Origin of the sequence: Bordetella sp. BOR01, assembly GCF_019218885.1 — a bacterium.
Lineage (GTDB): Bacteria > Pseudomonadota > Gammaproteobacteria > Burkholderiales > Burkholderiaceae_B > Bordetella_A.
Genome location: NZ_JAHUWT010000001.1, coordinates 344363 through 370625 on the forward strand (window position 1 = coordinate 344363; position 26263 = coordinate 370625).

Below are 26263 nucleotides of genomic sequence, written 5' to 3' on the forward strand. Positions count from 1 at the left end.
TCAGGCCGTGGCCCAGGAATCGCGCAGCGTGACGATGCGGTTCAGCACCGGCGCCTCGGGTGTGGAATCTTTGCTGTCGACCGTGAAATAGCCCAGCCGCTCGAATTGCCAGGTGGCGCCGGGCTCGGCCGCCGTGCCGGGTTCCAGCCAGGCATCGACCGTACGGCGCGAATCGGGGTTCAGGCAGGCCAGGAAGTCTTTGTCGCCGGCGTCCGGGTGCGGGTCGGAGAACAGGCGGTCGTACAAGTGTACCCGCGCCGGCACGGCATGCGCCGCACTGACCCAGGTGATGTTGCCCTTGACCTTCACGCTGTCGGCGCCGGGCGTGCCGCTTTTGGTTTCGGGCAGGTATTCGGCCTGCACTTCGGTCACGCGGCCGGATTCGTCTTTGGTGAAGCCGGTGCAGCGCACCACGTAGCCGTACTTCAGGCGCACCATGTTGCCAGGGAACAGGCGGAAGTATTTCTTGGGTGCCTCTTCGCGGAAATCGTCGCGTTCGATCCAGAGCTCGCCCGAGAACGGGAACTGGCGCTTGCCGGCGGCGGGATCGTGCGGGTTGCGCGGGGCCGTGCAGGGTTCGTCCTGGCCGACGGGGTAGTTGGTGATGACCAGCTTGAGCGGGTCCAGTACCGCCACCGAGCGTGCCGCGCCGGGGTCCAGGTCGTCGCGCACGGCCTGTTCGAGCAGGCTGTAGTCGATGCGCGAATCGGATTTGGAAACGGCCGTACGGTCGCAGAACAGCCGGATGGCCGACGCGGTGTAGCCGCGGCGGCGCATGCCGAACAGGGTGGGCATGCGCGGGTCGTCCCAGCCGTCGACGTGGCCCTCGCGCACCAGTTGCAAAAGTTTGCGCTTGCTGGTGACCACGTAGGTCAGGTTCAGGCGGGCGAATTCGTACTGGCGCGGCAGGGGCCGGACCAGCTTGCCCAGGTCGGCCAGGCGGGCCAGGATCCAGTCGTAGAACGGGCGCTGGTCTTCGAATTCCAGGGTGCAGATGCTGTGCGTGATGCCTTCCAGCGCGTCTTCGACCGGGTGCGCCCAGCTATACATCGGGTAGATGCACCACTGGTTGCCGGTGCGGTGGTGCGTGGCATGGCGTACGCGGTACATGACCGGATCGCGCAGGTTGATGTTGGGCGAGGCCATGTCGATCTTGGCGCGCAGCACCAGGCTGCCGTCGGGGTGCTTGCCTTCGCGCATCTCGGCCAGCAGGGCCAGCGACTCGGCGGCCGGCCGGTCGCGCCAGGGCGAGGCCACGCCCGGTTCGGTCAGGGTGCCGCGATTGGCGCGGATCTGCTCGGCGGTTTGTTCATCGACATAGGCATGGCCGGCCTGCACCAGCGCCTGCGCGAATTCGTACATGAACCCGAAGTAGTCGCTGGCGAAATACAGGTTGTCGTTGCCGTCGGCCTTCCAGTCAAAGCCCAGCCAGTGCACGGCGTCGATGATGGCATCGACGTATTCCTGGTCTTCTTTTTCGGGGTTGGTGTCGTCAAAGCGCAGGTGGCACACCCCGCCGTAGTCGCGCGCCAGGCCGAAATTCACGCAGATACTCTTGGCGTGGCCGATATGCAGATAGCCGTTGGGCTCGGGCGGGAAGCGGGTACGGATGCGCGCCGGGTCGGCGGTGGCCTGCGACTGCACCGACGCTGGGCCGGGAGCCCCGGCCCAGCGCTTACCTTGGAAGCGGTCGGCCTGCAGGTCATCTTCGATGATATTGCGCAGGAAATTGGTAGCGGCAGTCGGCGTCGGGGCGGTGGTCATGCTCGAGGAATAGGAAAAAGCAGCAGCAAAGCGTCAATTTTGCCACGTCCGCATCCCGATGCCGTTGTAAACCCGTCCCCCATCATCCGGAAACAGGCTCTACACTACCGGCCATCATGGATATCGTCCCCCTGTTATTGGCCCGCATCCAGTTCACTGCCAGCCTCAGTTTCCTGGCATTGTTCATGGCCCTGGCGCTGGCCCTGTCCTGGCTGCTGCTGTTCTTCAAACTGCGCGCGCACGGCACCGGCCTGCCGGGCTGGACGGCCGCGTACCGGTTCTGGGTGCGCATTTTCGCCCTGTCATTCGTGCTGACCCTGGCCGCCGCGCTGCCCGTGCTGATCCAGGTGGGCAGCCTGTGGCCCGGCCTGATGGACAAGATCGGCAACGTGGCGGGCCCGCTTATCGGCTTTGGCGTGTTGTCGGTGTTCATCCTGAAATCCTGTTTCCTGGGGGTGATGCTGTTCGGGCAGCGGCGGGTGTCGGACCGCGCCCATACCCTGGCCGTATTCATGGTGGCAGTGGGGCAGGCGGTGGCGCTGTTCTGGGTGCTGGCCCTGCAGTCATGGGTGCAGACGCCGGCCGGCGCCACCCTGATCGACGCGCGCTACCAGGTATATGACTGGAACGCCGTCATTTTCAACCCGTCGCTGGGCTGGAACCTGGGCTTGATGGCCTTGTGGTCGGCTCTGGCGGCCGCCTTCCTGATACTGGGCGTGACGGCGCTGCAGGCGCTGCGGCGCCCGCTCGACGAGGGAGAGCGCTGCGCCTTCAAGACCGCCCTGGTGGTGGCCGCGGCGGCCTCGCTGCTGCAGTTGCCCGTGCTCGACGGTGCCGGCCGCGTCATGGCCGAGCACCAGCCCGCCAAGGCCGCCGCCGCGGCGGGCTACTGGCACAGCGGTACCGAACCCGGCTGGACGCTGTTCGGCTGGCCCGACGCCCGCGCCCAGGCCACTCGCGCCCCGCTGGCCTGGCAGGGCGCGGGCGGTGCCTGGCTGGGTCGCGATGCGCAGGGCATATACCTGGGCCTGGACAAGTTCTCGGGCATGCGGCCGCCGGTGGCCCTGACATTCTGGACCCTGCGCGTCGCGCTGCTGCTGGGGCTGGCGATGCTGCTGGTATCGTGCACGACGCTGGTCCTGACGGCACGGCGCGGCATCGATCCATCGCTGATGCCGCGCGGGTGGTTGCGTGTGATCGTGGGTTCTCTGTACACCGGTGGCCTGGCCGTGCTGGCCGGCGGTGTGTTCGCGCTGGTGGGCATGCAGCCTTATGCGGTCAACGCCACCATCACCCAAACCGAAGTGCTGGGCACTGCCGGCACCGCCACCTTGTCGGCCAGCCTGGCCGGCTACCTGATCCTGTACGCGCTGCTGCTGGCCGCGTTCAATGGCATGCTGTTCCACGCGGCCCGCTACGGCGTGGTGCCGGTGCGCAAACCCGGAGGATTGCCCCAATGATCGACATGCTGGCCGCTTCGCTGGGCGTCAGCGCCAACGATCCGACCTTCTGGATGCCGCTGGTGTTCATGGGCCTGTTGTTCCTGCTGATCGCGGGAGGCATCGTGCTCGACGGTTTCGACCTGGGCGTGGGCATGCTGTTGCCGCTGGCGCCGGCCGACGAGCGGGGGCGCATGATGACCCTGCTGAGTCCCTGGCGCGATGCCAACGAGTTCTGGCCGTTCCTGGGCATCGGCCTGTTCGCCTCGGCGTTTCCGCTGGCCTGGGGGACGGTGTTCGGCAAGCTCTACGGCCCGCTGACCCTGATGGCGCTGGGCCTGGTGCTGCGCAGCGTGTCGTTCGAGTTCCGCATCCGCGCCCGCACCGAGCTCAAGCCGCGCTGGATCCTGGGTTTCTGGCTGGGGTCGCTGGCCACGGCGTTCGGGCAGGGCATGATCCTGGGACGCATCGCCACGGGTTACCAGACGGCGGCCGGCTATGGCTGGTTCGCGGTGCTGATGGGCCTGTGCGCGGTGGCGGCCTACATACTGCTGGGGGCTGCCTGGCTGGTGATGCGCGTCGACGGCGACCTGCAGCGCCGGGCCGCGCGCTGGGGCCGCCACGCCATCCGCTGGACGGCGGTGGGCATGGTGGCCACCTCGGTGATGCTGGGCCTGGCCAACGCCGGCATTTTCTACAAATGGAGCAACGTCGGCGGGCTGGCCGTGGCCGTGGTGGTGTGGGCCATGATGCTGCTGTGCTTTTCCAGTGCCGAAATGCTGCTGGCCCGCGTGCCGGGCCGGGGCGAACCCAATAGCTGGCTGCCGTTCGTGCTGTGCGTGGTGTTGTACTTGCTGATGCTGGCGGGGCTGGCCTACAGCCTGTTCCCGTACCTGATCCTGGACGACATGACCCTGTGGGACGGCACGGCCTCGATCGGCTCGATGCGGCTGGTGCTGGCAGGGGCGGTGATCGGCGTGCCGGTGGTGCTGATTTTCAACCTGCTGGCCTATCGATCGGTATTCGGCAAAGACCGCCGCGCGGTCGCTTAGGCGCGGCGGGCCCGGGCCGCTCAGGCGGCCAGGGGCAGGGTGATGCGCACCAGCAGGCCGCCGCTTTCGGCCTGCAGCAGCGCCAGCGTGCCGCCGTGCGCTCGCGCGATGGCTTCGGCCAGCGCCAGGCCCAGGCCCACATTGCCGGTACGGGTGCGGGCGTCGTCCAGCCGCGCGAACGGGCGCAGCGCCTCGTCGCGGCGGTCGGCGGCAATGCCGGGGCCATGGTCGGCCACCTCTAGCACTGCCTGTCCATCGGCACGGCGCAGGCGGATATCCACCGGCGGCTCGCCATGGTGCAGGGCGTTGCCGATCAGGTTGTCCAGCAGCCGGCCCAGGGCCACGGCATCGCCTTGCACGGTCATGCTTTCATCGGGCATGTCCAGGGTGATCGATGTGCCGGTGCTTTGCCAGCCGCCCACCCGGTCGGCCAGCCATTCGGGCAGGGCCAGCGAGGCATAGCGATAGGCGGCCGGATCGGTGCCGCGCACGAAGCCGATGAACTGGTCGACCATGTGCTGCATGTCTTGCAGGTCTTTGCGCAGGCCTTCTTTCAGGGGCGGATCGTCGGCCATCTCGATGCGCAGCCACATGCGCGACAGCGGCCCTTTCAGGTCGTGCGGCAGGCCCGACAGCAAGGTGCGGCGTACCGAATCGGATTCGGCCAGCGCGTCGAGCATGGCATTGAAGCGTTTGCCCAGGGCCCGCGTTTCCTGCGGCCCGGACGGTTGCACACGCTGCGGCTGCCCGGCGGCCAGCCGGTCGGCCGCTTCGGCCAGGCGTGTCAGTGGCCGGGTGATGTGCCACGAAAAGCCCGCCGCCAGCAGCAGCACCAGGCCCAGGCCACCCAGCCAGATGGCGACCAGCGGCGTGGCCACCGGCGGGTCGAGGCGTTCGAGCGGGATGACCAGCCATTCGCGCAGGCGCGGCGCATCTTCAGTGTCGGGGTTGCGGGCCAGCGAGATGAAGATCTCGGGCTCGGGTCCGTGCGACAGCGCCACGCGGGTGCCGTCATTGAGCCGGTCATTCAGTTCGCGGATGGGCCCGCGCAGGTCGCGCCGGATGTCGTCGGGCTGATTGTCGCGCATGGCGCGCAGCCGCTGGCGTTGCGCCTCGCTGTCGCGGTCGTCGTGCCGGCCCGCCTCGTCGCGCTGGTCGGCATCGTCGCGTCGTGGCGGCGGCGGGGACGGGCGGTTCAGGCGCTGCAGGCGGGCCTCGGCCGGCAGCGTGCGCGACCATAGCCGCCATTGGTTCTGCGAGGCGTTGCGCACGAAATCGGCACGCTCTTCGGCGGGAATCTGCGAAACCGCCGCCCGCAGTGTGCGGATGGTGGTGGCGATGTAGCCGATGGCCACGTCTTCCAGGAATTTTTCGCGGTAGTACGACACGGTGGCCAGCGTCGCGGCCTGGGCCAGCAGTACCGCGCCCAGCACGAGCAGGATCAGGCGCGCCCGCAGCGAGCGCGGCAACAGGAAACGGGTCAGGCGATTCATGCGTGGTGCCGGGCCCTGTCAGGGCGAGAACCGGTAGCCGATGCCCCAGACTGTCTGGATCCAGCGCGGCTGCTTCGGGTCGTCTTCGATGGCGCGCCGCAGGCGCAGGATGGCAATGTCGATGGCGCGGTCGTTGCGTTCGCCGCCGTCGTCGTCGCGCGCCAGCGCCAGCAGGCGTTCGCGCGACAGGGGTTTGCCGGCATTGCGTACCAGCGCTTCCAGCAGGTTGATTTCACCGCCAGTCAGCTTGACCGGCTCGCCCTCGCGCAGCAACTGCCGCATGGCCGGGTCGAACACGAAGGGGCCGAAGCTTACCGGCGCGTCTTTGGTCAGGGCAGATGGGCCGCGCTTGCGGCGCAACACGGCTTCGATGCGGGCCAGCAGTTCGCGCGGGTCGAAAGGCTTGCCCAGGTAGTCGTCGGCGCCTGCCTCCAGGCCGATGATGCGGTCCACGGCTTCGTCGCGGGCAGTCAGCAGGATGACCGGAATGTCTTCGCCTTGCTCGCGCAGGCGCCGGCAGGCATCTGCACCATCGCCGCCTGGCAGCATGCGGTCCAGCACCAGCAGGTCGGGGGCATAGCGCGCGATACGGGCGGCCAGGTCGCTGGCGTCGGGCGCGAGCAGGGTGTCGTAGCCGTGCCGGTTCAGGTAGTCGGCCAGTAGCTGCCGCAAGGCAGGGTCGTCGTCGACGACCAGTAGCTTGGTATGTGGGGTGTCCATGTATGCCATAGTGGCCGGGGATGGAGTGGCCGGCAAGGGGCAGGAAATGGATTGAAATATACCGTGACGGTGCGCGGGTTCACTAAAATATCGCCTGAACCCTTGTGCCCGTTTTAAGAACCTTTACAGATGCCCCGTCTTTCGGTCTTTACACTACCTGGTGTCATGACCATGCGTAACTCGCCGTGCACGCGGGCGTCCCGTCCCCTGTTGGCCGGCGTGCTGGCCTGCAACATGGCCCTGGGCGCTTGTGCCACGCCCGGTAATCCCGCTTCCGGCAGCGCTGCCGATGCCGCTGCCGCGCCGGCAGTGCACGCCCCGCCGCCGGCCAAGTCCGCTCCGGCCCGGCACAAAGACCCCTATGCATGGCTCGAGATCGAGCGGGCGGCACGTGAGGGAATATCCGTGCTGGCGCCAGTGCAGCCGTTGCCCGTCACGCCGGCTACCGTGTCCGAATCGCGTGAACTCGACCTGGATCCGGCCCCGTGCCAGCTTGGGCCCACCGAAGGCTTGACCGATGCCTCGCTGCAGCCGGCCGAGGGCCTGCCGGATGCCGCGCTGCGGCCGCGCGGGCCCGACGCCACCGGCACGATCGACGCCCCGGTGGATGCCGGCACTGCCGCCGCGGCGCTGCCCATCCAATGCGCCAACCTGTTTCCCGACGTGGCGTCGGTACCGCCGCAGAACTACACCTTTGGCCTGGAAACCCAGGATCCGGTGCCCCATGGCTCGGTCATGGTGATGACCGGTGTGGCGCAAACCGCCAACCCGTGGTTTTCGTCGGTCAGCCCGCAGCAGGGCTTTGCCTATGGCGGCGGACGCTGGACCTACCGCGACACGGCCGGCCCCGTGCTGGCGCTGGGCAACTTGACGGCCAATGCGCCCATCTGGGGCAGCACGGTGCCCATCGGCGGCCTGCAGGTATCGGACTGGGCCGGCGGAACGCAGGCCGTGCCCGCTGGGCGCCTGGCCTATTCGTCGGCGGTGGGCGTGTTGAACTACACCGATACGGCGACCGGGTCGGGCGCCATCGACTATGGTGTCACGGCCGGCAGCGGCACCCTGCGCTACGGCCTCACGCCGGCCCTGACCCTGGAAAGCCAGATGCAAAGCGCGCCGGCGCTGTCCACGCGCGGCCTGGGCACCACCTACTCGGCGGGTGAGCTGGGCACCTTCCAGGCGGGGGCCACCCAAAGCAGCTTCGACCATGTCAATGCGTGGCGCTACCGCTTCGGCTACAACGTCAATCTGCTCGAATCGGTCAGCCTGGCGGTGACCAACGAGCAGATCGACGCCGGGTTCGGCGATTTGTCGCAATACCGGGCCGGCGCCGCAGGAACGCCTCGCATGCGCAACACGCTGGCGGCCGGCGTGCCGATTTCAGGGTGGGGCACCGTGACGGGCACCTACACCGGCCTGCGCGAAGCCGGCCAGCCCGTCGAGCAGCGCTTCGGGCTGCAGCACAGCATGCTGGTGGCGCCCAGCGTGCGCCTGGCCGTGGGAGCCGACCGCGACGTGGTGACGGGCGACTACGAAATGCGGGCCGGGCTCACCATGCCGGTGGATACGTTCATGCGCGGCCGCTGGCTGCCCTGGTAGGGGTGGGTTGCGCACCCCTGTCGTGCCTGCTGGCTCAATGGGGCTTAAAATCGCCGCCATGACGTTTTCCGCTACTCCCCATGTCTGACCCGCGCGCCCAGGGCGTCCTGCAGCGCGTTTTCGGCTACGAATCCTTCCGCGGCGACCAGCAGGCCATCGTCGAGCATGTCATCGGCGGCGGCGACGCACTGGTGCTGATGCCCACTGGTGGCGGCAAGTCGCTGTGCTACCAGGTGCCGGCGCTGGTGCGCGAGGGCACCGGTGTGGTGGTGTCGCCCCTTATCGCCCTGATGCAAGACCAGGTCGATGCCCTGACCGAACTGGGCGTGCGGGCGGCCTACCTGAATTCCACCCAAGACTGGCGCGTGGCCCGCGACGTCGAGCAGGCGTTCCTGGATGGCGAACTCGACCTGTTGTACGTGGCGCCCGAGCGGCTGCTTACCGACCGCTGCCTGCAACTGCTGGACCGTGGCCGCATCGCCCTGTTCGCCATCGACGAGGCGCATTGCGTATCGCAATGGGGCCACGACTTCCGGCCGGAATACCTGGGCCTGTCGATGCTGCACGAGCGCTGGCCCGACGTGCCGCGCATCGCCCTGACGGCCACTGCCACGGCCACCACGCGCGTCGAGATCGCGCAGCGGCTGGCGCTGGACCAGGCCGAGCATTTCGTGGCCAGCTTCGACCGGCCCAATATCCGCTACCGCATCGTCGAAAAGAACGAGGTGCGGCGCCAGTTGCTGGACTTGATCCGCGCCGAGCACGAGGGCGATTCGGGCGTGGTGTATTGCCTGTCGCGCGCCCGCGTCGAGGAAACCGCCGACTTCCTGCGCCAGAACGGGGTCAACGCCTTGCCCTACCATGCAGGGTTGAGCGCTGCCGTGCGATCCGCCAACCAGTCGCGCTTCCTGCGCGAAGACGGCATCGTCATGGTGGCCACCATCGCCTTCGGCATGGGTATCGACAAGCCCGACGTGCGCTTCGTGGCGCACATCGACCTGCCCAAGTCGGTCGAGGGCTACTACCAGGAAACCGGCCGTGCGGGCCGTGACGGCCTGCCGGCCTCGGCCTGGCTGGCTTATGGCTTGCAAGACGTGGTGCAGCAGCGCCGCATGATCGACGAATCGCCGGGCGACGAAGCCTATCGTCGCCGCCTGGGCCAGCAGCTCGACGCGATGCTGGGCCTGTGCGAAACGGTGGAGTGCCGGCGCGTGCGCCTGCTGGCGTACTTCGGCCAGACGATCACGGCTTGTGGAAACTGCGACGTCTGCCTGGAGCCGCCGCAATCATGGGACGGAACCGTGGCGGCGCAGAAAGTGCTGTCGGCGGTGTACCGCCTGTGGAAAGAGCGTGGCCAGCGCTACGGCGCCGGCCACATCATCGATATCCTGCGCGGCAAGGTCACCGACCGCACCCGCCAGCACGGGCACGAAACCCTTAGCGTGTTTGGCGTGGGGGCCGACCTGTCCGAGAACGCCTGGCGCGGCGTGTTGCGGCAATTGCTGGCGCAGGGGCTGCTGACGGTCGACCACGAAGGCTATGGCACCCTGGCCCTGACCGAAGGCAGCCGTGCCGTGCTCAAGGGCGAACACCAGTTGATGCTGCGGCGCGAATCCGAGAAAAAGGCCCGCGCCGGCAAGTCGGGCGGCCGGGCGCGCGCCGCGGCCGTCGAGCTGCCGCCCGATGCCCAGCCGTTGTTCGACGCCCTGCGCAATTGGCGCGGCGAGGTCGCAAAAAACCATGGCGTACCGGCCTACGTGATCTTCCACGATGCGACGCTGCGCGAAATCGCACTGGCCCGGCCGGGCTCGATGGACGAACTCGGGCATATCAACGGTGTTGGCGTGCGCAAGCTGGAAGCCTACGGCGACGACATCCTGCGGCTGGTGGCCTGAGGCCTGCGCGTCTATTTATTGAACAGTTCGCCGCTGCCCGAGGGCGGCGCCAGGCCCAGGTGGCTCCAGGTGGTCTGGGTTGCCATGCGGCCGCGCGGCGTGCGCTGCAAATAGCCGTGCTGGATCAGGTAGGGTTCGATGACGTCTTCGATGGTGTCGCGTTCTTCGCCGATGGCTGCCGCCAGGCTGTCCACGCCCACCGGGCCGCCGTCGAATTTGTGGATGATGGCTTCCAGCAGCTTGCGGTCCATCAGGTCCAGGCCCTGGGGGTCGACTTCCAGCATGGCCAAGGCGCGGCCGGCGGTATCGGTGTCGATGGTGCCGTGCGATTTCACTTGGGCGTAGTCGCGTACGCGCCGCAGCAGGCGGTTGGCGATGCGCGGCGTGCCGCGTGAACGGCGCGCCACTTCGGCAGCGCCGTCGGGGGTGATCTCGGCATGAAGCAGGCCGGCACTGCGGGTGACGATGCGCCCCAGGTCGTCGGCGTTGTAGAACTCCAGGCGCGAAACAATGCCGAAGCGGTCGCGCAGCGGGTTGGTCAGCATGCCGGCGCGCGTGGTAGCGCCCACCAGGGTGAACGGCTGCAGGTCGAGCTTGACGCTGCGCGCCGCCGGGCCTTCGCCGATCAGGATGTCGATCTGGAAGTCTTCCAGCGCCGGATAGAGGATTTCTTCCACCACCGGCGACAGGCGATGGATTTCGTCGATGAACAGGACGTCGTTCTTTTCCAGGTTGGTAAGCAGCGCCGCCAGGTCGCCGGGGCGCTCGAGCACCGGCCCGGACGTCTGGCGCAACTGCACGCCCATTTCGTGGGCGATGATGTGGGCCAGCGTGGTCTTGCCCAGCCCGGGCGGGCCGAACAGCAGCACGTGATCGAGCGCCTCGCCGCGCTTGCGGGCGGCGGCGATGAAAATCTCGAGTTGTTCGCGGGCGCGCTGCTGGCCGACGTATTCCTGCAGCGCCTTGGGCCGCAGGGCGCGTTCGATGGATTCTTCGTTGGGCGACACCGGTTTCGGCGTCACCAGCCGGGGGGCGTCGGGAAGAGAGGAAAGCGAGTCGGACTGGATGGCCATGATCGGAAACAAGACTGGCGGCAGGACAAGAAAGAATGGGGCCAGCGCAAGCATCGTACACCACCCAGGGGGCCCAGCGGCGCAACGGGCGGGAAGGCTGGTCAATCGCATAATGCCCGATGAGCGGCAGGTGTAGAGGGGAACGGTGAGTTCATTTGCCCCGTCCCAGCCGCGCGGGACTGCGTTTGTGTGAATTCGAACCGTGGCATCCAAAGATGCGACGCTGCGTGGGGTCCTCTTCCCTTTTTGAAACACTGGCCAGCCTCGGCCCCATGCCCAGGACGCCGAGGCGACCCAAGAGCGCAAACCAGGAAATGCAAACTGGCAAATCCAAATCAGGAAATGCAAACAGCGAACTGGCGATATCATGATCCCGTTCGCTATCTTGTCTTGAAGGAAACCCCATGTCCGCCGCACTGCCCACTTACGACGACGTCGTCCGCGCCAGCGAAACCCTGGCTGGCGTCGCGCACCGCACTCCGGTGCTGACCTCGTCCACCGCCGACGCCCGCACCGGCGCCCAGGTGTTCTTCAAGTGCGAAAACCTGCAGCGCATGGGCGCCTTCAAATTCCGTGGGGGCTACAACGCCATTGCCCGCCTGACGCCGTCGCAGCGCGAGGCTGGCGTGGTGACGTTTTCATCGGGCAATCATGCGCAGGCCATTGCACTGGCCTCGCGCCTGCTGGGCGTGCGCGCCACCATCATCATGCCGCTGGACGCCCCCGCGGCCAAGCGCGCCGCCACCGAAGGCTATGGCGGCCACGTCGTCACCTACGACCGCTATACCGACGACCGCGAGGCCGTTGCGCGGCGCATCCAGGCCGAGACCGGCGCCACGCTGATTCCCCCCTACGACCACGCCGACGTGATCGCGGGGCAGGGCACGGCCGCCAAAGAGCTGTTCGAAGAAGTCGGCCCGCTGGACGCCTTGTTCGTCTGTCTGGGCGGGGGCGGGCTGCTGGCGGGCTCGGCCCTGTCGGCCCACGCCCTCAGCCCGGCCTGCGCAGTCTATGGCGTCGAGCCCGAGGCCGGCAACGACGGGCAGCAATCGCTGCGCAAGGGCGAGATCGTACAGATCGCCACGCCCAAATCGCTGGCCGACGGCGCCGTCACCACGCACCTGGGGAAACTGACGTTCCCGGTGATCCAGCAGCACGTCAAAGACATCGTCACCGTCACCGACGCGCAGTTGGTCGACACCATGAAGTTCTTCGCCGAACGCATGAAGATCGTCGTCGAGCCCACCGGCTGCCTGTCGACCGCCGCCGTGCTGCAGCAGGCGGTTGCGGTGCCCGGCAAGCGGGTGGGCGTGATCATCAGCGGCGGCAACGTCGACCTGGCCAGCTACGCCAAACTGCTGGCGGGCTGACCTGCGCCCTTGCGGCCGGCAGCGGCACAGGGCAGAATGGCCTTACCAGTTTGTCAGAACAGGGGCAGCGGCAATGCGTATCCTGCTCATCGGCGGTACCGGCTTCATTGGCCGGCATGTGGCGGCTCGGCTGGCAGCCCGCGGCCATGTTCTCATCGTGCCCACGCGCCAGTATGGCCGCGGGCGCGATCTGCAATTGCTGCCCACGCTCACGCTGCTCGAAGCCGACGTGCACGACGACACCGCGCTCGACCGCCTGCTGCATGAATGCGATGCCGTCATCAACCTGGTGGGCATTCTGCACGGGGGGCGCGGCCAGCCTTATGGCGCGGGCTTCGCACGCGTGCACGTCCAACTGCCGCAGCGCATCGCCCAAGCCTGTCGCCGCCGCGGCGTGCGGCGCCTGCTGCACATCAGCGCCCTGGGCGCCGATTCATCCGGGCCCAGCATGTACCTGCGGTCCAAGGGCGATGGCGAAGCCGCCCTGCACGATGCGTACGCCAACTGGCCCGAGGGCGCCTGCACCATTTTTCGCCCTTCGGTCGTGTTCGGCCCCGACGACCACCTGACCACCCTGTTTGCGCGTCTGGCGCGCTGGCTGCCGGTCATTCCCATGGCCGGCGCCGATGCACGCATGCAACCCATCCATGTTGGCGATGTCGCCATTGCCCTCGAATCGGCACTGGGCAATTCGCACACTGCCGGCCGTACCTATGAACTGGGCGGGCCGCAGGTGCACACGCTGGGCGACATCGCGCGCCTGTGCGCCTTGTGGAGCGGCCATCCGCGGTCCGTATGGCCGATGCCCATGGGGCTGGGGCGCCTGCAGGCCCTGTTGTTCGAATGCCTGCCCGGCGATCCCCTCGTCTCGCGTGACAACCTGGCCTCGCTTACCGTCGACAACACCTGCTCCGGCCCCTTGGCGGCTGAACTAGGTGTCGTGCCCATCAGCATGGAGGCGGTCGTGCCCGGGTATTTGAAGAGCGGCTGAGGCCCAGGGTTTACGGTGCCCTTCGGACGGCCTGCCCGCCCGTTGGAAGCATTCGCGCAACAGCATGCATAAAAGCAACCCCCGACCCGACGTCGAAAGAAAAATCAGCCGCCGCAAAACAGCAAGCATCCCATCATTACCGCACCAACGCCTTCAACGCCAACCGAATCCCGTCCGAAACACCTGTACCCTCGGGCAGTTTTTTCAGTGCGGCCTGGGATTCCTTGTCCGAATACCCCAGCGCCAGCAATGCATTCAGGATGTCGGTCTGGTTGTCGGGGATCGCATGGGCGGCGGCCCCGCCGATATCGGCGCCCAGCTTGCCGCGCATTTCCAGCAGCAGCCGTTCGGCGGTTTTCTTGCCGATGCCGGGCACGCGCGTCAGGCGGCCCGATTCCTGCAATGTGATGGCCTGTGCCAGGTCGCCCACCGACAGGCCCGACAGCACGGACAGCGCCGTGCGCGCGCCGATACCGCTGACCTTGATCAGTTCGCGGAACGCGCTGCGCTCGGCGGCGGTGGCAAAGCCATACAGAATGTGCGCGTCTTCGCGTACCGTCAGGTGCGTGTGCAGGGTGACCCGCGCGCCGGTTTCGGGCAGGGCATAAAGGGTGCTCATGGGCACCTCGATGTCATAACCCAGGCCGTTGACGTCCACGCAAATGGTGGGCGGCAGTTTTTCGATCAGGGTTCCGGTGATGCGTCCGATCATGGTGCGGGTGCCAGCAAAGGAAAGAGAAGCGCGCCGCGCGCGCCTGCCCGCATTCTAAACGGTGCGCCGCGCTGCGGTCAGCCCACCAGGCGGCCGCCGCGCAGGCGGGCGCCGCTGCCGAGCCCGGCCGAGGCCCCCAGCCGCGCCTGCAACGGCCCGACGTGGGCATGGCAGATGGCACAGGCCAGGGCGTCGGCCGAGTCGGGGGCCGGCGTGCCGTCCAGCGACAGCAGGCGCTGCACCATCATCTGTACTTGTTCCTTGGCCGCGCGGCCGGTACCCACCACCGCCTTCTTGATCTGCAGCGCGGTGTATTCGTGCACCGCCAGCTGGCTGTCGGCCAATGCGCATAGCGCTGCGCCGCGCGCCTGGCCCAGCAGCAGGGTCGAGGCCGGGTTGGTGTTCAGGAAGACGATTTCCAGCGCGGCCACGTCGGGGCGGGTCTCGCGCGCCACTTCTCGCAGGTTGTCCAGGATGACCTTCAGGCGCTCGGGCAGTGTCAGCGCCGGCGGCACCACGATGGTGCCGCTGGCCACATAGCGCAGCCGCATGCCTTCGGCATCGATCACGCCGAAGCCGGTGCGGCGCAGGCCGGGGTCGATGCCGAGTACGCGCATCAGTGACGGAAATGCCGGGTGCCGGTCAGTACCATGGCGATGCCGTGCTCGTCGGCCGCGGCGATGACTTCGTCATCGCGCATGCTGCCGCCGGGCTGGATCACGCAGGTGGCGCCGGCCGCCACCACCACGTCCAGGCCATCGCGAAACGGGAAGAACGCATCCGACGCCACAGCCGAACCCTGCAGCGTCAGGCCGGCGTTCTCGGCCTTGATGGCGGCGATGCGGGCAGAGTCGACGCGGCTCATTTGCCCTGCGCCCACGCCCAGCGTCATGCCGCCGCCGGTGAACACGATGGCATTCGATTTGACGTACTTGGCCACTTTCCAGGCAAAGGCCAGGTCGTCCATTTCCTGGTCGGTGGGCTTGCGCTTGGTCGCGACCTTGAACGCATCGCGCGGCACGTTGTACGAGTCGGGCGTCTGTACCAGCCAGCCGCCGCCCACCCGCTTGATGTCGAAGTCGTTGTGGCCGGCACCGGTGGGTATTTCCAGCACCCGCACGTTCTTCTTGGCGGCCAGGACGGCCAATGCCGCGCCGTCGTAGCCCGGCGCCAGCAAGACTTCCAGGAACTGGCCGCTGACCGCCTCGGCCGTGGCCGCATCGACCGGACGGTTGAAAGCGATGATGCCGCCGAAGGCCGAGGTAGGGTCGGTCTTGAACGCCTGCTGGTACGCATGCAGGGTGTCTTGCGCCACCGCCACACCGCACGGATTGGCGTGCTTGACGATCACGCATGCCGGCGTGTCGAAGCTGCGCACGCATTCCCAGGCAGCGTCGGCGTCGGCGATGTTGTTGTACGAAAGCTCCTTGCCCTGCAATTGACGGTAATTGCCCAGCAGGCCAGCGGCGCGCGGGCTGTCGATGTAGAAGGCCGCCTGCTGGTGGGGGTTTTCGCCGTAGCGCAGGGCCTGGGCCTGGTGCACTTGCAGGGTCAGCGTGCCCGGCCAGTCGTGGCGGGCCGGTACGGCATCCTGCGCCGGCGCCGGCTCGGCCAGGCTGGTCAGGTAGCCGGCGATGGCGCCATCGTAGGCGGCGGTGTGGGCGTAGGTCTTGGCGGCCATTTCCAGGCGCAGCGCGTACGAGGTGGCGCCGCCCTGGTCCATTTCAGCCAGCACGCGGGAATAGTCGGCCGGGTCGATCACGACCGTCACGCCGCCGGCATCAGTGCCGTGGTTCTTGGCGGCCGCGCGCAGCATCGCCGGGCCGCCGATGTCGATGTTCTCGACCGCGTCGGCGAACGAGCAGTCGGGCCGGGCGATGGTCTCGCGAAACGGGTACAGGTTCACCACCAGCATGTCGATGCGGTCGATGCCGTGCCGGGCGATGGTGTCCAGGTGCTCGGCACTGTCGCGGCGCGCCAGCAGGCCGCCGTGAATCTTGGGATGCAGCGTCTTGACGCGGCCGTCCAGGATCTCGGGCGAGCCCGTGTGGGCGGCGACTTCGGTCACGGCCAGGCCGGATTCTGCCAGCAGGCGCGCGGTGCCGCCGGTCGACAGCAGGCGCACGCCGCGCGAAGCGAGTGCACGGGCGAATTCGACGATGCCGGTCTTGTCGGACACCGAGAGCAGGGCGGTTTCGATTTTCATGGTGGGGCGGTTGAAATGAAGGAAAGCGGACGGGAGCGCCAGTCGCGCGCTCAGGGCTGGAGATTGTGCGCCTGCAGTTTCTTGCGCAGGGTGTTGCGGGTGATGCCCAGCATTTCAGATGCCCGCGACTGGTTGCCGCCGGAGCGCTCCAGGGCAACTTCGAGCACTGGGCGTTCGACGCATCGCATCACCATGTCCCACATATCGTGGGGCTCGGAATCGCCCAAGTCTTCGAAATAGCGTTCCAGGCTGGCACGCACGCAGTCTTCCAGGACATCTTTCTTGCTCATGAGTACAAATATTTATAGTTGGAGGTGGGTGGCGGATCACGCCGCCAGCAGGGGGTGCGCGGCAGGGGCGGGTGATGCCGGCCCGCCGCGCACAAGATCGTCGAACCAATCGGACACGGCCCGCCACTGGTCGCGGGTGTTGTCGATAAGGTTCATGCGGTCGCGGAACGAGTCCGCGCCGGGCAGGCCGTCGATGTACCAGCCGATATGCTTGCGCGCCGAGCGCACGCCGGTGTGCTCGCCATAGAAGCGGTAATGGTCGTGCAGGTGCTCGAGCAGCAAGTCGCGCATTTCTTCGTGGGAAGGGGGCGCCAGCATGTCGCCCGTGCGCAGGTAATGGTCGATTTCGCGGAAGATCCAGGGCCGGCCCTGGGCCGCCCGGCCGATCATGACCGCGTCGGCGCCAGTGTAATCCAGGACGCGGCGCGCTTTCTCGGGGCTGTCGATGTCGCCATTGGCGATCACCGGAATGGAAAGCTCGGCCTTGACGGCCCGGATGGTGTCGTATTCGGCTTCGCCCGTGTACAGGTCGGCGCGGGTGCGGCCGTGCAGGGCCAGGGCGGCGATGCCGGCGTCCTGGGCGCGGCGGGCCACGCGCAGCGCGTTGCGATGTTCCCGGTCCCAGCCCGTGCGGGTTTTCAGGGTAACGGGCACGCCCAGCGGGGCGCAGGCGGCCACCACGGCGTCCAGGATGCGGGCGACCAGGTCTTCATCGCGCAGCAACGCCGAACCCGAGGCCAGGTTGCACACCTTTTTAACGGGGCAACCCATGTTGATGTCGATGATGCGCGCGCCCCGCGCGGCATTGAAGGCGGCCGCTTCGGCCATCATGGCGGGGTCGGCGCCCGCTATCTGCACCGCCACCGGGGCGATTTCGCCGTCGTGGTTCAGGCGGCGCGAAGTCTTGACGCTATCCCACAGGCGCGGGTTGCTGGCGGCCATTTCCGATACCGCATGACCCGCCCCCAGCCGCTTGCACAGCTGGCGGAAAGGCCGGTCGGTCACCCCCGCCATGGGGGCGACCAGCACGTTGTTGGGTAGGGTCCAGGGGCCGATGCGCATAGACGGGATTTTACCCGCCTTCGTTTGACGCTTATTGATCGGCGGCGGGCGCGGTTTAGGCGCGCAGCCCTTGCAGCAGATGGCGTGCCAGCGGCGCACGCAGCGGCGCGGCCAGGTCCAGGGCCAGCAGGCCCAGGCCGCAGGCGTGCTCGACGGGAGCCAGGCCGGTGGCGAAGGCACGCGGCATCAGGTCGGTAAGGCCGGCGGTAATCCAGCGGTCGGCGCGGCGGGCACGCGCGAAGGCGGCCAGCGCGGGGCCAGGATCGGTGCCGGGGTCGAGCAGCCAGCCGGCCAACCCTTGGGCCAGCCGGGCCGCATCGCGCAGCCCCAGGTTCAGGCCCTGGCCGGCCACCGGGTGCAGCGTCTGGGCGGCATTGCCGATAGCCGCCTGGCGGCCTTGGGTAAGCGCGCGCCGCGCGTTGAGGGCCAGCGGAAAAATGTGCCGCGGCGCCTGGCTGGACAGGCGCCCCAGGCGCGTGCCGAACGCGGCGCTCAGGGCGGCCGAGAAGGCGGCGTTGTCCAGTTGCGCCAGTTCGGCGGCCCGCGCCGGGGCGCTGCACCACACCACCGAATAGGCCCGTGCCTGCTGCGGGTGCGGCAGCAGGGCCAGCGGGCCTTCGTTGGTGAAGCGTTCCCAGGCCCAGCCCGGGCGGGGCAGGGTGGCTTGCGCGCTGGTGATGACGGCATGCTGGCCGTATTCGCGGCGCAGGTCGTTGGCGCCGCTGCCGTCGGACAGGACGGCAACGCCGCAGTGCAGCTCGGCATCGCCCTGCCGCACGGTGATGCCCCGGTTGTCCTGGCCCTGCACGTGGGCTGGCGGCCCGTGCAGCACGGTCACGCCACTGGCTTGCACGCGGTCCAGCAGCACGGCGTGCAATTCGGCGTACGAGACCGTGCTGCCCAGGCGCGGCACCTGGAAGTCGTTGCACTGGATCAGGGTGCTGCCCAGCCGGCCGCGCTGCGACACATGCACGGTACGGATATCGGCGGCGCGCCCGGGCCAGGCGTGCAACGATTCGAGCAGCACGCGGCTGCCGTGGTTCAGCGCCAGCACGCGCGGATCGGCGGCCGGGATCGCGGCCGCCGATCCGTCGGGCGCGGGCGGCGTCCCGGCCAGCAGGGCGATGCGCTCGGGCCGCGCGGCATGGCGGGCCAGCAGCAACGCCAGCACGCGGCCGACCGGGCCGGCGCCCAGGATGGCGATATCGTAGGCAGGCTGAGTCATGCTGGAATTCTACCGTCCACTACAATCGCGGGCGTCCTGTGCTTGTTCGCGCCTTGCCGCGATTCTTCCTGTTCCGATATGCCATCAGCCCCGACCTTCTCTGCCTCCGCCGCCCGACCGCGCAACAAAGTGGTGCTGGGCCTGCTGGCCTGCCTGTTCGGATGGCTGGGGGCGCACTGGTGGTACCTGGGCCGCCGCCATGCCTGGCTGGTCACCCTGGCCGCCATCGCGTGCCTGGTGGCGGCATCGCGGTTTCCGGTGTGGTACGACAATCCGGCCTTCTTCCTGGTCTTCATTCCGATGATCGACGGTTTCATCGAAGGGGTGGTGTTCAGCCTGATGCCGGACGAGAAATTCGATCGTCTCTACAACCCCGCCCATGGCCGGGTGACGCATACCGGCTGGGGGCCGGTGCTGGTGGCCATCATGGGCACGCTGGTGGGGGCCACCATGGGCATGTTTGCGGTGGCGATGGTGGTGGTGTACACCTGGACGGTCATGGGCTGGCTGGACGGGTACGTGCTCTGAGGGCCGCGCTCATTCGCGCATCAGCGCCTCGATCTCGCGCGCATCCACCGGCACGCCGCGCGTGATCAGTTCACAGCCTTCCTCGGTGACCAGCGCATCGTCTTCGATGCGGATGCCGATGTCCCAGAATTGTCGCGGCACGTCATCGGCGGCGCGCACGTAGATGCCAGGCTCGATGGTCAAGACCATGCCCGGCTCCAGCGTGCGCCACGGCCGTTCTTCGCCCGAGGCCGGCCCGGCGCGATAGTCGCCGGCGTCATGCACGTCCAGGCCCAGCCAATGCCCGGTGCGGTGCATATAGAAGCGGGTATAGGTTCCGGACTCGATCACGCCATCCAGCGACCCTTGCAGCAAGCCTTCGTCCAGCATGCCTTGGGCCAGCACCCGCACCGCGGCTTCGTGGGCATCGTTCCAGGCGCGGCCCGGTGCCGTTGCGGCCACGGCGGCCTCTTGGGCCGCCTTCGTCAGGTCGTACAGGGCACGTTGCGGGCCGCTGAAATGGCCGTTGACCGGAAACGTGCGCGTTACGTCGGACGCATAGCTGTCGACCTCGCACCCCGCGTCGATCAGCACCAGTTCACCGTCGCGCAATACCGTATCGCCCGCGGCGTAATGCAGCACGCAGGCATTGGCGCCGGCGGCGACGATGCTGGGGTAGGCCGGCGCTTGCGCGCCATGGCGGCGAAATTCGTACAGCAATTCCGCTTCCAGCTCGTATTCGTGCAGCCCTGCGCGCGTGGCGCGCATGGCGCGCGCATGGGCGCCGGCGGAAATGCGCGCGGCCTGGCGCATGGCCGCGATTTCGCTGGCATCCTTCACCAGCCGCATGTCGGCCAGCACCGGCCTCAGGTCGTGGATGTGCGCCGGCGGCTGGCGCCGGCCGCGGCCCTGCTGCTCGGCCTCGGCCTGCCAGCGGCGCAGCTTGCGCTCGACTGGCCCGGCCGCGGCAAAAGAGCGGTACAGGGCGGGCTGGTCCAGCAGCAGGGCGGGCATCAGTTCGTCGAGCTCGTCGATGGCATGCGCCGCGTCGAACCCGTAGCGCTGCGCTGCCAGTTCGGGTCCGCACCGATAGCCTTCCCATGTTTCCTGTTCAGGATGCCGGGCGCGGCAGAACAGGATCGCCCGGTCGAAGGCGCCCGCCACCAGCACCAGCCATGCGTCCGGCTCGGTAAAACCGGTCAGGTAGTAAAAGTCGCTGTCGTGGCGATAGGGGTATTCAGTATCGCGGTTGCGCATGGCGTGCGGCGCGGTGGCCAGCACGGCGATGCCCCCCCCGGCCGCGCGCAGGTGGGCGAGCAGGCGGCGGCGCCGGTCAGCGTAGGGGGCGATGTCGGTGGCAGGCAGGCTCATGGCGGGCAGTGATCAGGGGCCGGGCAACAGGCCGGGCCAGACGAAGAACACGCCTACTTTACCGCGCCGGCGTGCTGGCCGGGCATTGGGCCTCCTGCTACAATCCGCGCCACTGTCATTGGGGAGTAGCCATCCTTTGAGTCCCCAAAGGAGTCAGCGTCAACAGACTTGGTGGTTTCGTACCCCATGGCGCTGACGGTTCCCGTGCGACGGCTTCGCCCGCCGCCCGGACCTGCCCGGCGAGACCTTTGGCCGCGATGCGTTCACGCCAGCCGGGCGAGCCGCACCGTTGCGCCATTGGTATCTGCTCGTCCGGCTGCGCGTCATGCTGCTCACCCTGTTCCTGTTTTTCCTGTCGGCCCTGGTCATTTACTTTGCCTGCGAATACTTCGTCAATGGCATCGAATGGGTCGGCCATCGGCTCAAGCTGGGCGTTACCGCCACCGGCACGGTGCTGGCCGCCTTTGGCACGGCGCTGCCCGAAAGCGCGGTGACCTTCATGGCAGTGGTGTTCGGGACCACACCCGAGCAGAAGGACATCGGCGTGGGCGCCGCCATGGGCGGGCCGCTGGTGCTGGCCACCTTGGCCTATGCCGTGGTGGGCTTGGCCCTGTGGCGCGGTGGGCGCGGCGCCGCCCGCATCAATGCCGACCAGCAGCGGCTGGCGCGCGACCAGGCATGGTTCATGGGCGTGTTCGTGGCCAAGGTCGGCCTGGGGCTGGTGGCGTTCGCCTGGAAGCCCTGGCTGGGGCTGGTGTTCCTGGGGGTGTACGCGCTGTACGTCAAGCGTGAATTATCCAACGATGAAGCGTGCCTGGACTGCGATGACCTGGCACCCCTGAAACTGCGCCCGCGCGATGACGATCCGTCGATGGCCTGGGCCTGTATCCAGACGGCGCTGGCATTGCTGGTGATTGCCGGCGCCTCGCATATCTTCGTGCGCCAGATCGAATTGCTGGGTATCGCCATGGGCGCCTCGCCCCACTTGGCGGCGCTGCTGCTGGCGCCGATGGCCACCGAGCTCCCCGAGATCATGAATGCCCTGATCTGGGTGCGGCAGGGCAAAGAGCGGCTGGCGCTGGCGAACATTTCCGGCGCCATGATGATCCAGGCCACGATCCCCAGCGCGCTGGGCATCTTCCTGACGCCCTGGCTGCTCGACGGCCCGCTGGTGGCGGCCGGCCTGGTCACCTTGCTGTCGATCTCGCTGCTGTGGTTGCGGTTCCGCCGGGCCGGCATGAGCGTGCCGGTGTTGTCCACGGTTGGAGGGTTCTACGGACTGTTTGCCCTGTACCTGGGTTGGCACTTCGTGCGCTGACCGGGCCATGCCTGCCGCCCAGCCATGGCTCACTGTTGCGTATTAGGTGCCAAAACCGGGAAAACCCTTGTTCTAGATCAGAAAATCACGTAAAATCAACGTGTTTACATCATACGGAGTTGTTCTGTGAATACCGATTCCGGCGACAGTAGTCGATCTTGCATCGACGTCGCTGCCTGACAGGATCCACGCAGAAACTCCTTCTGCCGCATCCTGCCAGCGCAGGGTGTGGTTTGTGGCGGTAGGTTCTTTGCCGCCAACTTCCCGCAAAACCGCCAGAACCGTTGCTGTGTCGTCGCAGCTTGCGTCGTCGCGCGCGTATCGTGCGCCGCCGCCTGCCGCTGCGGGCACGCGCGTATTCGCACGAATCGCTCCCCTGCTCTAGGGAGGCTGCCATGCGTTTATTCGACCTCTTCATGCGCCGTGCCGGCGTGGATCGCGCCGCGATCAACCGCCGCCAGGGTATGTCGCGCCTGACTATCGTGTGCCCGCGCGATGCCCTGGGTGCCGTACGCAAGCAGATATGCCTGGATTTCGGTGCCGCCGGCCTCGATGTGGCGCAGTTTCAAATCGATTCTGGCCGCGACGCCGATTTCGCCTCTGCTTGCATCACGGTGAATTGTCCGCCCGAACTGCGGTCCGAACTCATGTCGCAGGCCCGGCGCTTGCGAGCCAACCCGGCCGTGCGCCACGTCCATTTCGGCACTTCGGCCCGCGCCGCTGCCTGAGCCTGCCCGCGCTGCCCACTGGCCGCACGGGCAGCGTGGCTCAACTACAATGCCGTTTGGGGCGCATAGCCCGCTTTTCGTCGGGTTTTTTCGGATTTAGGCATGGATCGGCTCGGTTGGCTCGTACCGTGGGAATTTTCCCCCACCCTGGTGGCTGCCTTCTTGGCAGCCATCGTACTGTTCGTGCGCGGCCAACGCGTGCACCGGGTCAACGGGGCGCGCCAGTTCCTGTTCTGGGCCGGCATGGTGCTGCTGTACCTGTCGCTGCACACCCGGGTCGACTATTACGCCGAGCGCATGTTCTTCATCCACCGAATCCAGCACCTGGTCCTGCATCACCTGGGGCCGCTGCTGGTCATGGCGGCGTTCCCGGGGTCGGTAATGCGCGCGGGCCTGCCCATGGCCTGGCGGCTGCGGCTGCGCGACTTCCTGCGTACGCGCACCGGCCGCGCGCTGGTGGCGGTGCTGACCAACAAGTATTTCGTGCCGGCGCTGTTCGTGTTCCTGGTGCTGGTCTGGCTGATCCCGTCGGTGCAGTTCTATTCCATGCTCGACTGGCGCCTGTACCGCTTGATGAACTGGTCGGTGGTGATCAGCGGGTTCATGTACTGGAACCTGATCCTCGACCGGCGGCCCAGCCCGCCCGCGGCCATGAGCCCCGGCGGCCGGGTGCTGTCGCCCGTGCTGACCATGGCGCCGCAGATGGTGGCAGGCGCCGTCATCGCCTTCACTGAATCCGACATCTACCCCTTGTTCGAGCTCTGCGGCCGCGCCATCGCCATGTCGGCCCAGACCGACCAGACCATCGGCGGGCTGACCATGTGGATTCCCGCCGCCATGGTCGAGGTGTTTGGCCTGATGGTGGCGCTGGGTACCCTGATGCGCCTGTCGGGCAAGGGCCGCCTGCGGCCCGAAGACCGCCAGGCCCGGGATCGTGCCCGCGCGCGCGAATGTGCCGAGGCCGGCGCCGATCAGGCCGCGGCCAGCCCCTGATGCGCCGGGGTGGCGGTCATGCCACCAGCCCGTGGTACTTGCGGCCCAGGGCCACGGTGGCCTGGAACATTCCCGCCTTGCTGCCACAGTCGTAGCGCTGTCCTTCGTAGCGGTGCGCATAGACCGGGTGGGTACCCATCAGCGATGCAATCCCGTCGGTAAGCTGGATTTCGTTGCCGGCCCCGATCTGGGTGGCACGCAGGTGGTCGAAGATCTCGGGCTCCAGCACATAGCGGCCCACCACCGCCAGCGTCGACGGAGCATCTTCGGGCGCCGGCTTCTCGACGATATGCGTGATGCGGGTGGTGCGGTCGTTGGGCGAGCGCGCCGCCACGATGCCGTACTTGCGCGTGTCTTCGCGCGGGACATCCTGCACGCCCAGCACGCTGGCATCGTTCGCATATGATGCGTCGATCAGTTGCTTCAGCACCGGCGTGTCGGCGTCGATCAGGTCATCGGCCAGCAGCACGGCGAAGGGCTCGTTGCCCACGGCGGGGGCGGCCGTCAGCACGGCGTGGCCCAAGCCCAGCGGGGCGGACTGGCGGATATACAGGCAATTGACATGCGACGGCAGAATGCCGCGCACCATGGCCAGCAGCTCGTGCTTGCCCTTGCTTTCCAGGTCGGCTTCCAGTTCGGGGGCCGAGTCGAAGTGATCTTCGATGGCGCGTTTGTTGCGCCCGGTGACGAAAATCAGGTCGGTGATACCGGCGGCCACGGCTTCTTCCACGGCGTACTGGATCAGGGGCTTATCGACCACCGGCAGCATTTCCTTGGGCATGGCCTTGGTGGCCGGTAGAAAACGGGTGCCCATTCCTGCGACAGGAAAAACGGCTTTGCGGATTGGGCGCATGAGAACCTCGGGTAGAAATTTGGGGTGAACCGCTAAACTTTTCGCGGCGGTCGCTATCATATTGCCATGAACCGCAGGCATACGATATTCAGGTATCCCATTGTGAGGCGCGGGCTGGCGGGCGTCCTGAGCCTGGCGCTGGCCTTGCCCGTCGTGCCGGCCCTGGCCCAGCCCATGGGCCTGCCATCGATGGGCGCGGCCTCGTCAGCCGACCTTTCCCCCGCGCTGGAACGCCAGTTGGGCGAAGCCATCATGGCCCAGGGCAGGCGCGATCCTACCTACATCAACGATCCCGAACTTACCCAGTACCTGACGACCATGGGGCGCCAACTGGCGGCCTATGCGCCCGGCACGGTGCCCGATGTCGAGATGTTCGGGGTAAGGGATCCCGAAATCAATGCTTTCGCCATGCCCGGCGGCTTCATCGGGGTGCACAGCGGCCTGATCGTCTCGTCCACCAGCGAATCCGAGCTGGCCTCGGTGCTGGCGCACGAAATCGGCCACGTGGTGCAGCGCCACATCGCCCGCGGCATGACCCAGCAAAGCCAGAACAGCGTGGTCATGATGGCCAGCATGGCGGCTGCCTTGCTGGCGGCCCTGGCGGGCGGGGGCGGCAACCTGGCCATGGGGGTGGCGGCGTTCGGCCAGGCCGCGGCCATCAACCGCCAATTGGGCTTCTCGCGCGATGCCGAGCGCGAGGCCGACCGCGCCGGCTTCCAGATGCTGACCAAGGCCGGCTACGATCCCAACGGCATGGTGCGCATGTTCTCGCGCCTGATGAGCGCCTCGCGCCTGAACGAGGGCATGGGCGGCGGTGCCTGGGCCAGCACCCACCCGCTGTCGATCGAGCGGATGTCCGATGTCCAGAACCGCGCGCGCAGCCTGTCTCCCGAGCAACACGTCGACAGCGACAACTACTGGTACATACGCGCCAAGATGCGCGTCGTCCAGGGGCGCGACGCGGTCAGCCTGCGCACCGCCGGACAGCAACTGCAAGACGACGCCCGCACCCTGAAGGGCGTGCAGCAGTCGGCGGCCTACTACGGCCTGGCGCTGCAGGCCTTCCAGCGCAACAGCCTGGACGAGGCCCAGCGCTACCTGGACCAGGCCAGCGCCGGCCACAGCAGTCCGCAACTGGCGCGGCTGGAGATCGACCTGGCCGCTGCGCGCAAAGACAGCGCCCGTACGCTGGAACTGGCCTCGGCGGCCATCAAGCGGTGGCCGCAGCAGCGCGCCCTGGGTATCGCCTATGCGCAGGCCCTGCAGGGCGCCGGGCGCCATGCCGAGGCCCAGGCCTACCTGCGCGAACGCATCAAGCAGTGGGGCGACGACGAGCCCGGCCTGTACCAGATGCTGGCCCAAAGCGAAGACCGCAACGGGCAGCCGGTGCAGGCGCGCCGCGACATGGCACGCTATTACGTGCTGACCGGCGCCTACGCCGCCGCCGAATCGCAATTGCAGCAGGCGCGCACCTTGTCCGGCGACTTCTACGAGCAATCGCAAATCGACGTGCAGATCCGCGAAGTGAAAGACAAACTAGCCGCCGAACGCGACCTGCTGGAACGCTTCAAGGGATAAGCGGCACGCCATGCCGGATGCTTC

At 67.6% G+C, this 26263-nt stretch carries 24 protein-coding genes and 1 riboswitch; of the genes, 11 read left to right on the plus strand and 13 right to left on the minus strand.

Annotated elements, in window-relative coordinates:
• Nucleotides 1–1764, minus strand: a complete 1764-nt coding sequence (locus KW845_RS01590; RefSeq protein ID WP_218367429.1) for a glutamine--tRNA ligase/YqeY domain fusion protein — start codon at nt 1762–1764, stop codon at nt 1–3.
• Between the two features lie 116 nt (nt 1765–1880).
• On the opposite strand from KW845_RS01590, the gene KW845_RS01595 reads away from it, so the two are divergent.
• Complete coding sequence (locus KW845_RS01595; RefSeq protein ID WP_218367430.1) at nt 1881–3224, plus strand: cytochrome ubiquinol oxidase subunit I; 1344 nt, start codon at nt 1881–1883, stop codon at nt 3222–3224.
• Nucleotides 3221–4255, plus strand: coding sequence for a cytochrome d ubiquinol oxidase subunit II (locus KW845_RS01600; RefSeq protein WP_218367431.1), 1035 nt, complete (start codon nt 3221–3223; stop codon nt 4253–4255). Before KW845_RS01595 ends, KW845_RS01600 begins: the two co-directional genes overlap by 4 nt.
• Nucleotides 4256–4275: 20 nt before the next feature.
• Here KW845_RS01600 and KW845_RS01605 read toward each other — a convergent pair whose 3' ends face one another.
• Both KW845_RS01605 and KW845_RS01610 read right to left on the minus strand, forming a co-directional pair.
• Entirely contained in the window at nt 4276–5748 is a 1473-nt protein-coding gene (locus KW845_RS01605) for an ATP-binding protein (RefSeq protein WP_218367432.1), read from the minus strand.
• An 18-nt stretch (nt 5749–5766) separates the two neighbouring features.
• Nucleotides 5767–6468 carry a response regulator gene (locus KW845_RS01610; RefSeq protein ID WP_209155133.1) on the minus strand — a complete coding sequence of 234 codons (702 nt, stop codon included), beginning with the start codon at nt 6466–6468 and terminating at the stop codon, nt 5767–5769.
• 171 nt (nt 6469–6639) lie between these two features.
• Between KW845_RS01610 and KW845_RS01615 the strand changes: the two genes are divergently transcribed.
• Nucleotides 6640–8067: a fimbrial protein gene (locus KW845_RS01615; RefSeq protein ID WP_255592320.1), complete on the plus strand. Its 1428-nt coding sequence runs from the start codon at nt 6640–6642 to the stop codon at nt 8065–8067.
• A gap of 80 nt (nt 8068–8147) precedes the next feature.
• Entirely contained in the window at nt 8148–9962 is a 1815-nt protein-coding gene (gene recQ / locus KW845_RS01620) for a DNA helicase RecQ (RefSeq protein WP_218367434.1), read from the plus strand.
• A gap of 11 nt (nt 9963–9973) precedes the next feature.
• Here recQ and ruvB read toward each other — a convergent pair whose 3' ends face one another.
• On the minus strand, nt 9974–11035 hold the full coding sequence (gene ruvB / locus KW845_RS01625; RefSeq protein WP_218368586.1) for a Holliday junction branch migration DNA helicase RuvB: 1062 nt from the start codon (nt 11033–11035) through the stop codon (nt 9974–9976).
• Nucleotides 11036–11439: 404 nt separating this feature from the next.
• On the opposite strand from ruvB, the gene KW845_RS01630 reads away from it, so the two are divergent.
• Nucleotides 11440–12405, plus strand: a complete 966-nt coding sequence (locus tag KW845_RS01630) for a threo-3-hydroxy-L-aspartate ammonia-lyase (protein WP_218367435.1) — start codon at nt 11440–11442, stop codon at nt 12403–12405.
• Nucleotides 12406–12478: 73 nt separating this feature from the next.
• On the plus strand, nt 12479–13396 hold the full coding sequence (locus tag KW845_RS01635; protein ID WP_218367436.1) for a complex I NDUFA9 subunit family protein: 918 nt from the start codon (nt 12479–12481) through the stop codon (nt 13394–13396).
• A 136-nt stretch (nt 13397–13532) separates the two neighbouring features.
• On the opposite strand, the gene ruvA is transcribed toward KW845_RS01635, so the two are convergent.
• The 6 genes from ruvA to KW845_RS01665 all read right to left on the minus strand — a co-directional run bounded on the left by ruvA (nt 13533) and on the right by KW845_RS01665 (nt 18891).
• On the minus strand, nt 13533–14108 hold the full coding sequence (gene ruvA, locus KW845_RS01640; protein WP_218367437.1) for a Holliday junction branch migration protein RuvA: 576 nt from the start codon (nt 14106–14108) through the stop codon (nt 13533–13535).
• 77 nt (nt 14109–14185) lie between these two features.
• Complete coding sequence (gene ruvC, locus KW845_RS01645) at nt 14186–14725, minus strand: crossover junction endodeoxyribonuclease RuvC (protein WP_218367438.1); 540 nt, start codon at nt 14723–14725, stop codon at nt 14186–14188.
• A complete protein-coding gene (gene purH, locus KW845_RS01650; RefSeq protein WP_218367439.1) occupies nt 14725–16314 on the minus strand; it encodes a bifunctional phosphoribosylaminoimidazolecarboxamide formyltransferase/IMP cyclohydrolase in 1590 nt (529 codons plus the stop codon). Before purH ends, ruvC begins: the two co-directional genes overlap by 1 nt.
• Before the next feature lie 50 nt (nt 16315–16364).
• Nucleotides 16365–16604, minus strand: coding sequence for a helix-turn-helix domain-containing protein (locus KW845_RS01655; protein WP_218367440.1), 240 nt, complete (start codon nt 16602–16604; stop codon nt 16365–16367).
• 36 nt (nt 16605–16640) lie between these two features.
• Nucleotides 16641–17666: a tRNA dihydrouridine synthase DusB gene (dusB, locus tag KW845_RS01660; RefSeq protein ID WP_218367441.1), complete on the minus strand. Its 1026-nt coding sequence runs from the start codon at nt 17664–17666 to the stop codon at nt 16641–16643.
• Between the two features lie 55 nt (nt 17667–17721).
• Entirely contained in the window at nt 17722–18891 is a 1170-nt protein-coding gene (locus KW845_RS01665; protein ID WP_218367442.1) for a UbiH/UbiF/VisC/COQ6 family ubiquinone biosynthesis hydroxylase, read from the minus strand.
• Nucleotides 18892–18969: 78 nt separating this feature from the next.
• On the opposite strand from KW845_RS01665, the gene KW845_RS01670 reads away from it, so the two are divergent.
• A complete protein-coding gene (locus KW845_RS01670) occupies nt 18970–19419 on the plus strand; it encodes a TM2 domain-containing protein (protein ID WP_218367443.1) in 450 nt (149 codons plus the stop codon).
• Between the two features lie 9 nt (nt 19420–19428).
• On the opposite strand, the gene KW845_RS01675 is transcribed toward KW845_RS01670, so the two are convergent.
• A complete protein-coding gene (locus KW845_RS01675; protein WP_218367444.1) occupies nt 19429–20769 on the minus strand; it encodes an aminopeptidase P N-terminal domain-containing protein in 1341 nt (446 codons plus the stop codon).
• A gap of 108 nt (nt 20770–20877) precedes the next feature.
• Nucleotides 20878–21052, plus strand: a riboswitch (yybP-ykoY riboswitch).
• Between the two features lie 42 nt (nt 21053–21094).
• On the opposite strand from KW845_RS01675, the gene KW845_RS01680 reads away from it, so the two are divergent.
• On the plus strand, nt 21095–22087 hold the full coding sequence (locus KW845_RS01680) for a sodium:calcium antiporter (RefSeq protein ID WP_218367445.1): 993 nt from the start codon (nt 21095–21097) through the stop codon (nt 22085–22087).
• Nucleotides 22088–22159: 72 nt separating this feature from the next.
• Here the strand turns inward: KW845_RS01680 and KW845_RS01685 are convergent, their stop codons facing one another.
• A complete protein-coding gene (locus tag KW845_RS01685) occupies nt 22160–22438 on the minus strand; it encodes a hypothetical protein (protein WP_218367446.1) in 279 nt (92 codons plus the stop codon).
• 44 nt (nt 22439–22482) lie between these two features.
• Between KW845_RS01685 and KW845_RS01690 the strand changes: the two genes are divergently transcribed.
• Together KW845_RS01690 and KW845_RS01695 are read left to right on the plus strand one after the other, a co-directional pair.
• A complete protein-coding gene (locus KW845_RS01690; RefSeq protein ID WP_218367447.1) occupies nt 22483–22815 on the plus strand; it encodes a hypothetical protein in 333 nt (110 codons plus the stop codon).
• A gap of 102 nt (nt 22816–22917) precedes the next feature.
• Nucleotides 22918–23808: a cytochrome c oxidase assembly protein gene (locus KW845_RS01695; protein ID WP_218367448.1), complete on the plus strand. Its 891-nt coding sequence runs from the start codon at nt 22918–22920 to the stop codon at nt 23806–23808.
• 16 nt (nt 23809–23824) lie between these two features.
• Here KW845_RS01695 and galU read toward each other — a convergent pair whose 3' ends face one another.
• Nucleotides 23825–24661, minus strand: a complete 837-nt coding sequence (galU, locus tag KW845_RS01700) for a UTP--glucose-1-phosphate uridylyltransferase GalU (RefSeq protein ID WP_218367449.1) — start codon at nt 24659–24661, stop codon at nt 23825–23827.
• Between the two features lie 66 nt (nt 24662–24727).
• Here galU and KW845_RS01705 point away from each other — a divergent pair, with 66 nt between their 5' ends.
• Nucleotides 24728–26239 carry a M48 family metalloprotease gene (locus KW845_RS01705; RefSeq protein ID WP_218367450.1) on the plus strand — a complete coding sequence of 504 codons (1512 nt, stop codon included), beginning with the start codon at nt 24728–24730 and terminating at the stop codon, nt 26237–26239.
• The last annotated feature ends 24 nt before the right edge of the window (nt 26240–26263 follow it).

Bases quoted from the DNA above. Each gene is read 5' to 3' on its own strand.
- KW845_RS01665 (WP_218367442.1), bottom strand. From the start codon at position 18,891: ATGACTCAGCCTGCCTACGATATCGCCATCCTGGGCGCCGGCCCGGTC.
- KW845_RS01600 (WP_218367431.1), top strand. From the start codon at position 3,221: ATGATCGACATGCTGGCCGCTTCGCTGGGCGTCAGCGCCAACGATCCG.
- KW845_RS01635 (WP_218367436.1), top strand. From the start codon at position 12,479: ATGCGTATCCTGCTCATCGGCGGTACCGGCTTCATTGGCCGGCATGTG.
- KW845_RS01630 (WP_218367435.1), top strand. From the start codon at position 11,440: ATGTCCGCCGCACTGCCCACTTACGACGACGTCGTCCGCGCCAGCGAA.
- KW845_RS01680 (WP_218367445.1), top strand. From the start codon at position 21,095: ATGCTGCTCACCCTGTTCCTGTTTTTCCTGTCGGCCCTGGTCATTTAC.
- KW845_RS01605 (WP_218367432.1), bottom strand. From the start codon at position 5,748: ATGAATCGCCTGACCCGTTTCCTGTTGCCGCGCTCGCTGCGGGCGCGC.
- purH (WP_218367439.1), bottom strand. From the start codon at position 16,314: ATGAAAATCGAAACCGCCCTGCTCTCGGTGTCCGACAAGACCGGCATC.
- KW845_RS01695 (WP_218367448.1), top strand. From the start codon at position 22,918: ATGGATCGGCTCGGTTGGCTCGTACCGTGGGAATTTTCCCCCACCCTG.
- KW845_RS01675 (WP_218367444.1), bottom strand. From the start codon at position 20,769: ATGAGCCTGCCTGCCACCGACATCGCCCCCTACGCTGACCGGCGCCGC.
- ruvA (WP_218367437.1), bottom strand. From the start codon at position 14,108: ATGATCGGACGCATCACCGGAACCCTGATCGAAAAACTGCCGCCCACC.
- KW845_RS01610 (WP_209155133.1), bottom strand. From the start codon at position 6,468: ATGGACACCCCACATACCAAGCTACTGGTCGTCGACGACGACCCTGCC.
- galU (WP_218367449.1), bottom strand. From the start codon at position 24,661: ATGCGCCCAATCCGCAAAGCCGTTTTTCCTGTCGCAGGAATGGGCACC.
- KW845_RS01595 (WP_218367430.1), top strand. From the start codon at position 1,881: ATGGATATCGTCCCCCTGTTATTGGCCCGCATCCAGTTCACTGCCAGC.
- ruvB (WP_218368586.1), bottom strand. From the start codon at position 11,035: ATGGCCATCCAGTCCGACTCGCTTTCCTCTCTTCCCGACGCCCCCCGG.
- KW845_RS01615 (WP_255592320.1), top strand. From the start codon at position 6,640: ATGCGTAACTCGCCGTGCACGCGGGCGTCCCGTCCCCTGTTGGCCGGC.
- KW845_RS01655 (WP_218367440.1), bottom strand. From the start codon at position 16,604: ATGAGCAAGAAAGATGTCCTGGAAGACTGCGTGCGTGCCAGCCTGGAA.
- KW845_RS01690 (WP_218367447.1), top strand. From the start codon at position 22,483: ATGCGTTTATTCGACCTCTTCATGCGCCGTGCCGGCGTGGATCGCGCC.
- dusB (WP_218367441.1), bottom strand. From the start codon at position 17,666: ATGCGCATCGGCCCCTGGACCCTACCCAACAACGTGCTGGTCGCCCCC.
- ruvC (WP_218367438.1), bottom strand. From the start codon at position 14,725: ATGCGCGTACTCGGCATCGACCCCGGCCTGCGCCGCACCGGCTTCGGC.
- KW845_RS01670 (WP_218367443.1), top strand. From the start codon at position 18,970: ATGCCATCAGCCCCGACCTTCTCTGCCTCCGCCGCCCGACCGCGCAAC.
- KW845_RS01590 (WP_218367429.1), bottom strand. From the start codon at position 1,764: ATGACCACCGCCCCGACGCCGACTGCCGCTACCAATTTCCTGCGCAAT.
- recQ (WP_218367434.1), top strand. From the start codon at position 8,148: ATGTCTGACCCGCGCGCCCAGGGCGTCCTGCAGCGCGTTTTCGGCTAC.
- KW845_RS01705 (WP_218367450.1), top strand. From the start codon at position 24,728: ATGAACCGCAGGCATACGATATTCAGGTATCCCATTGTGAGGCGCGGG.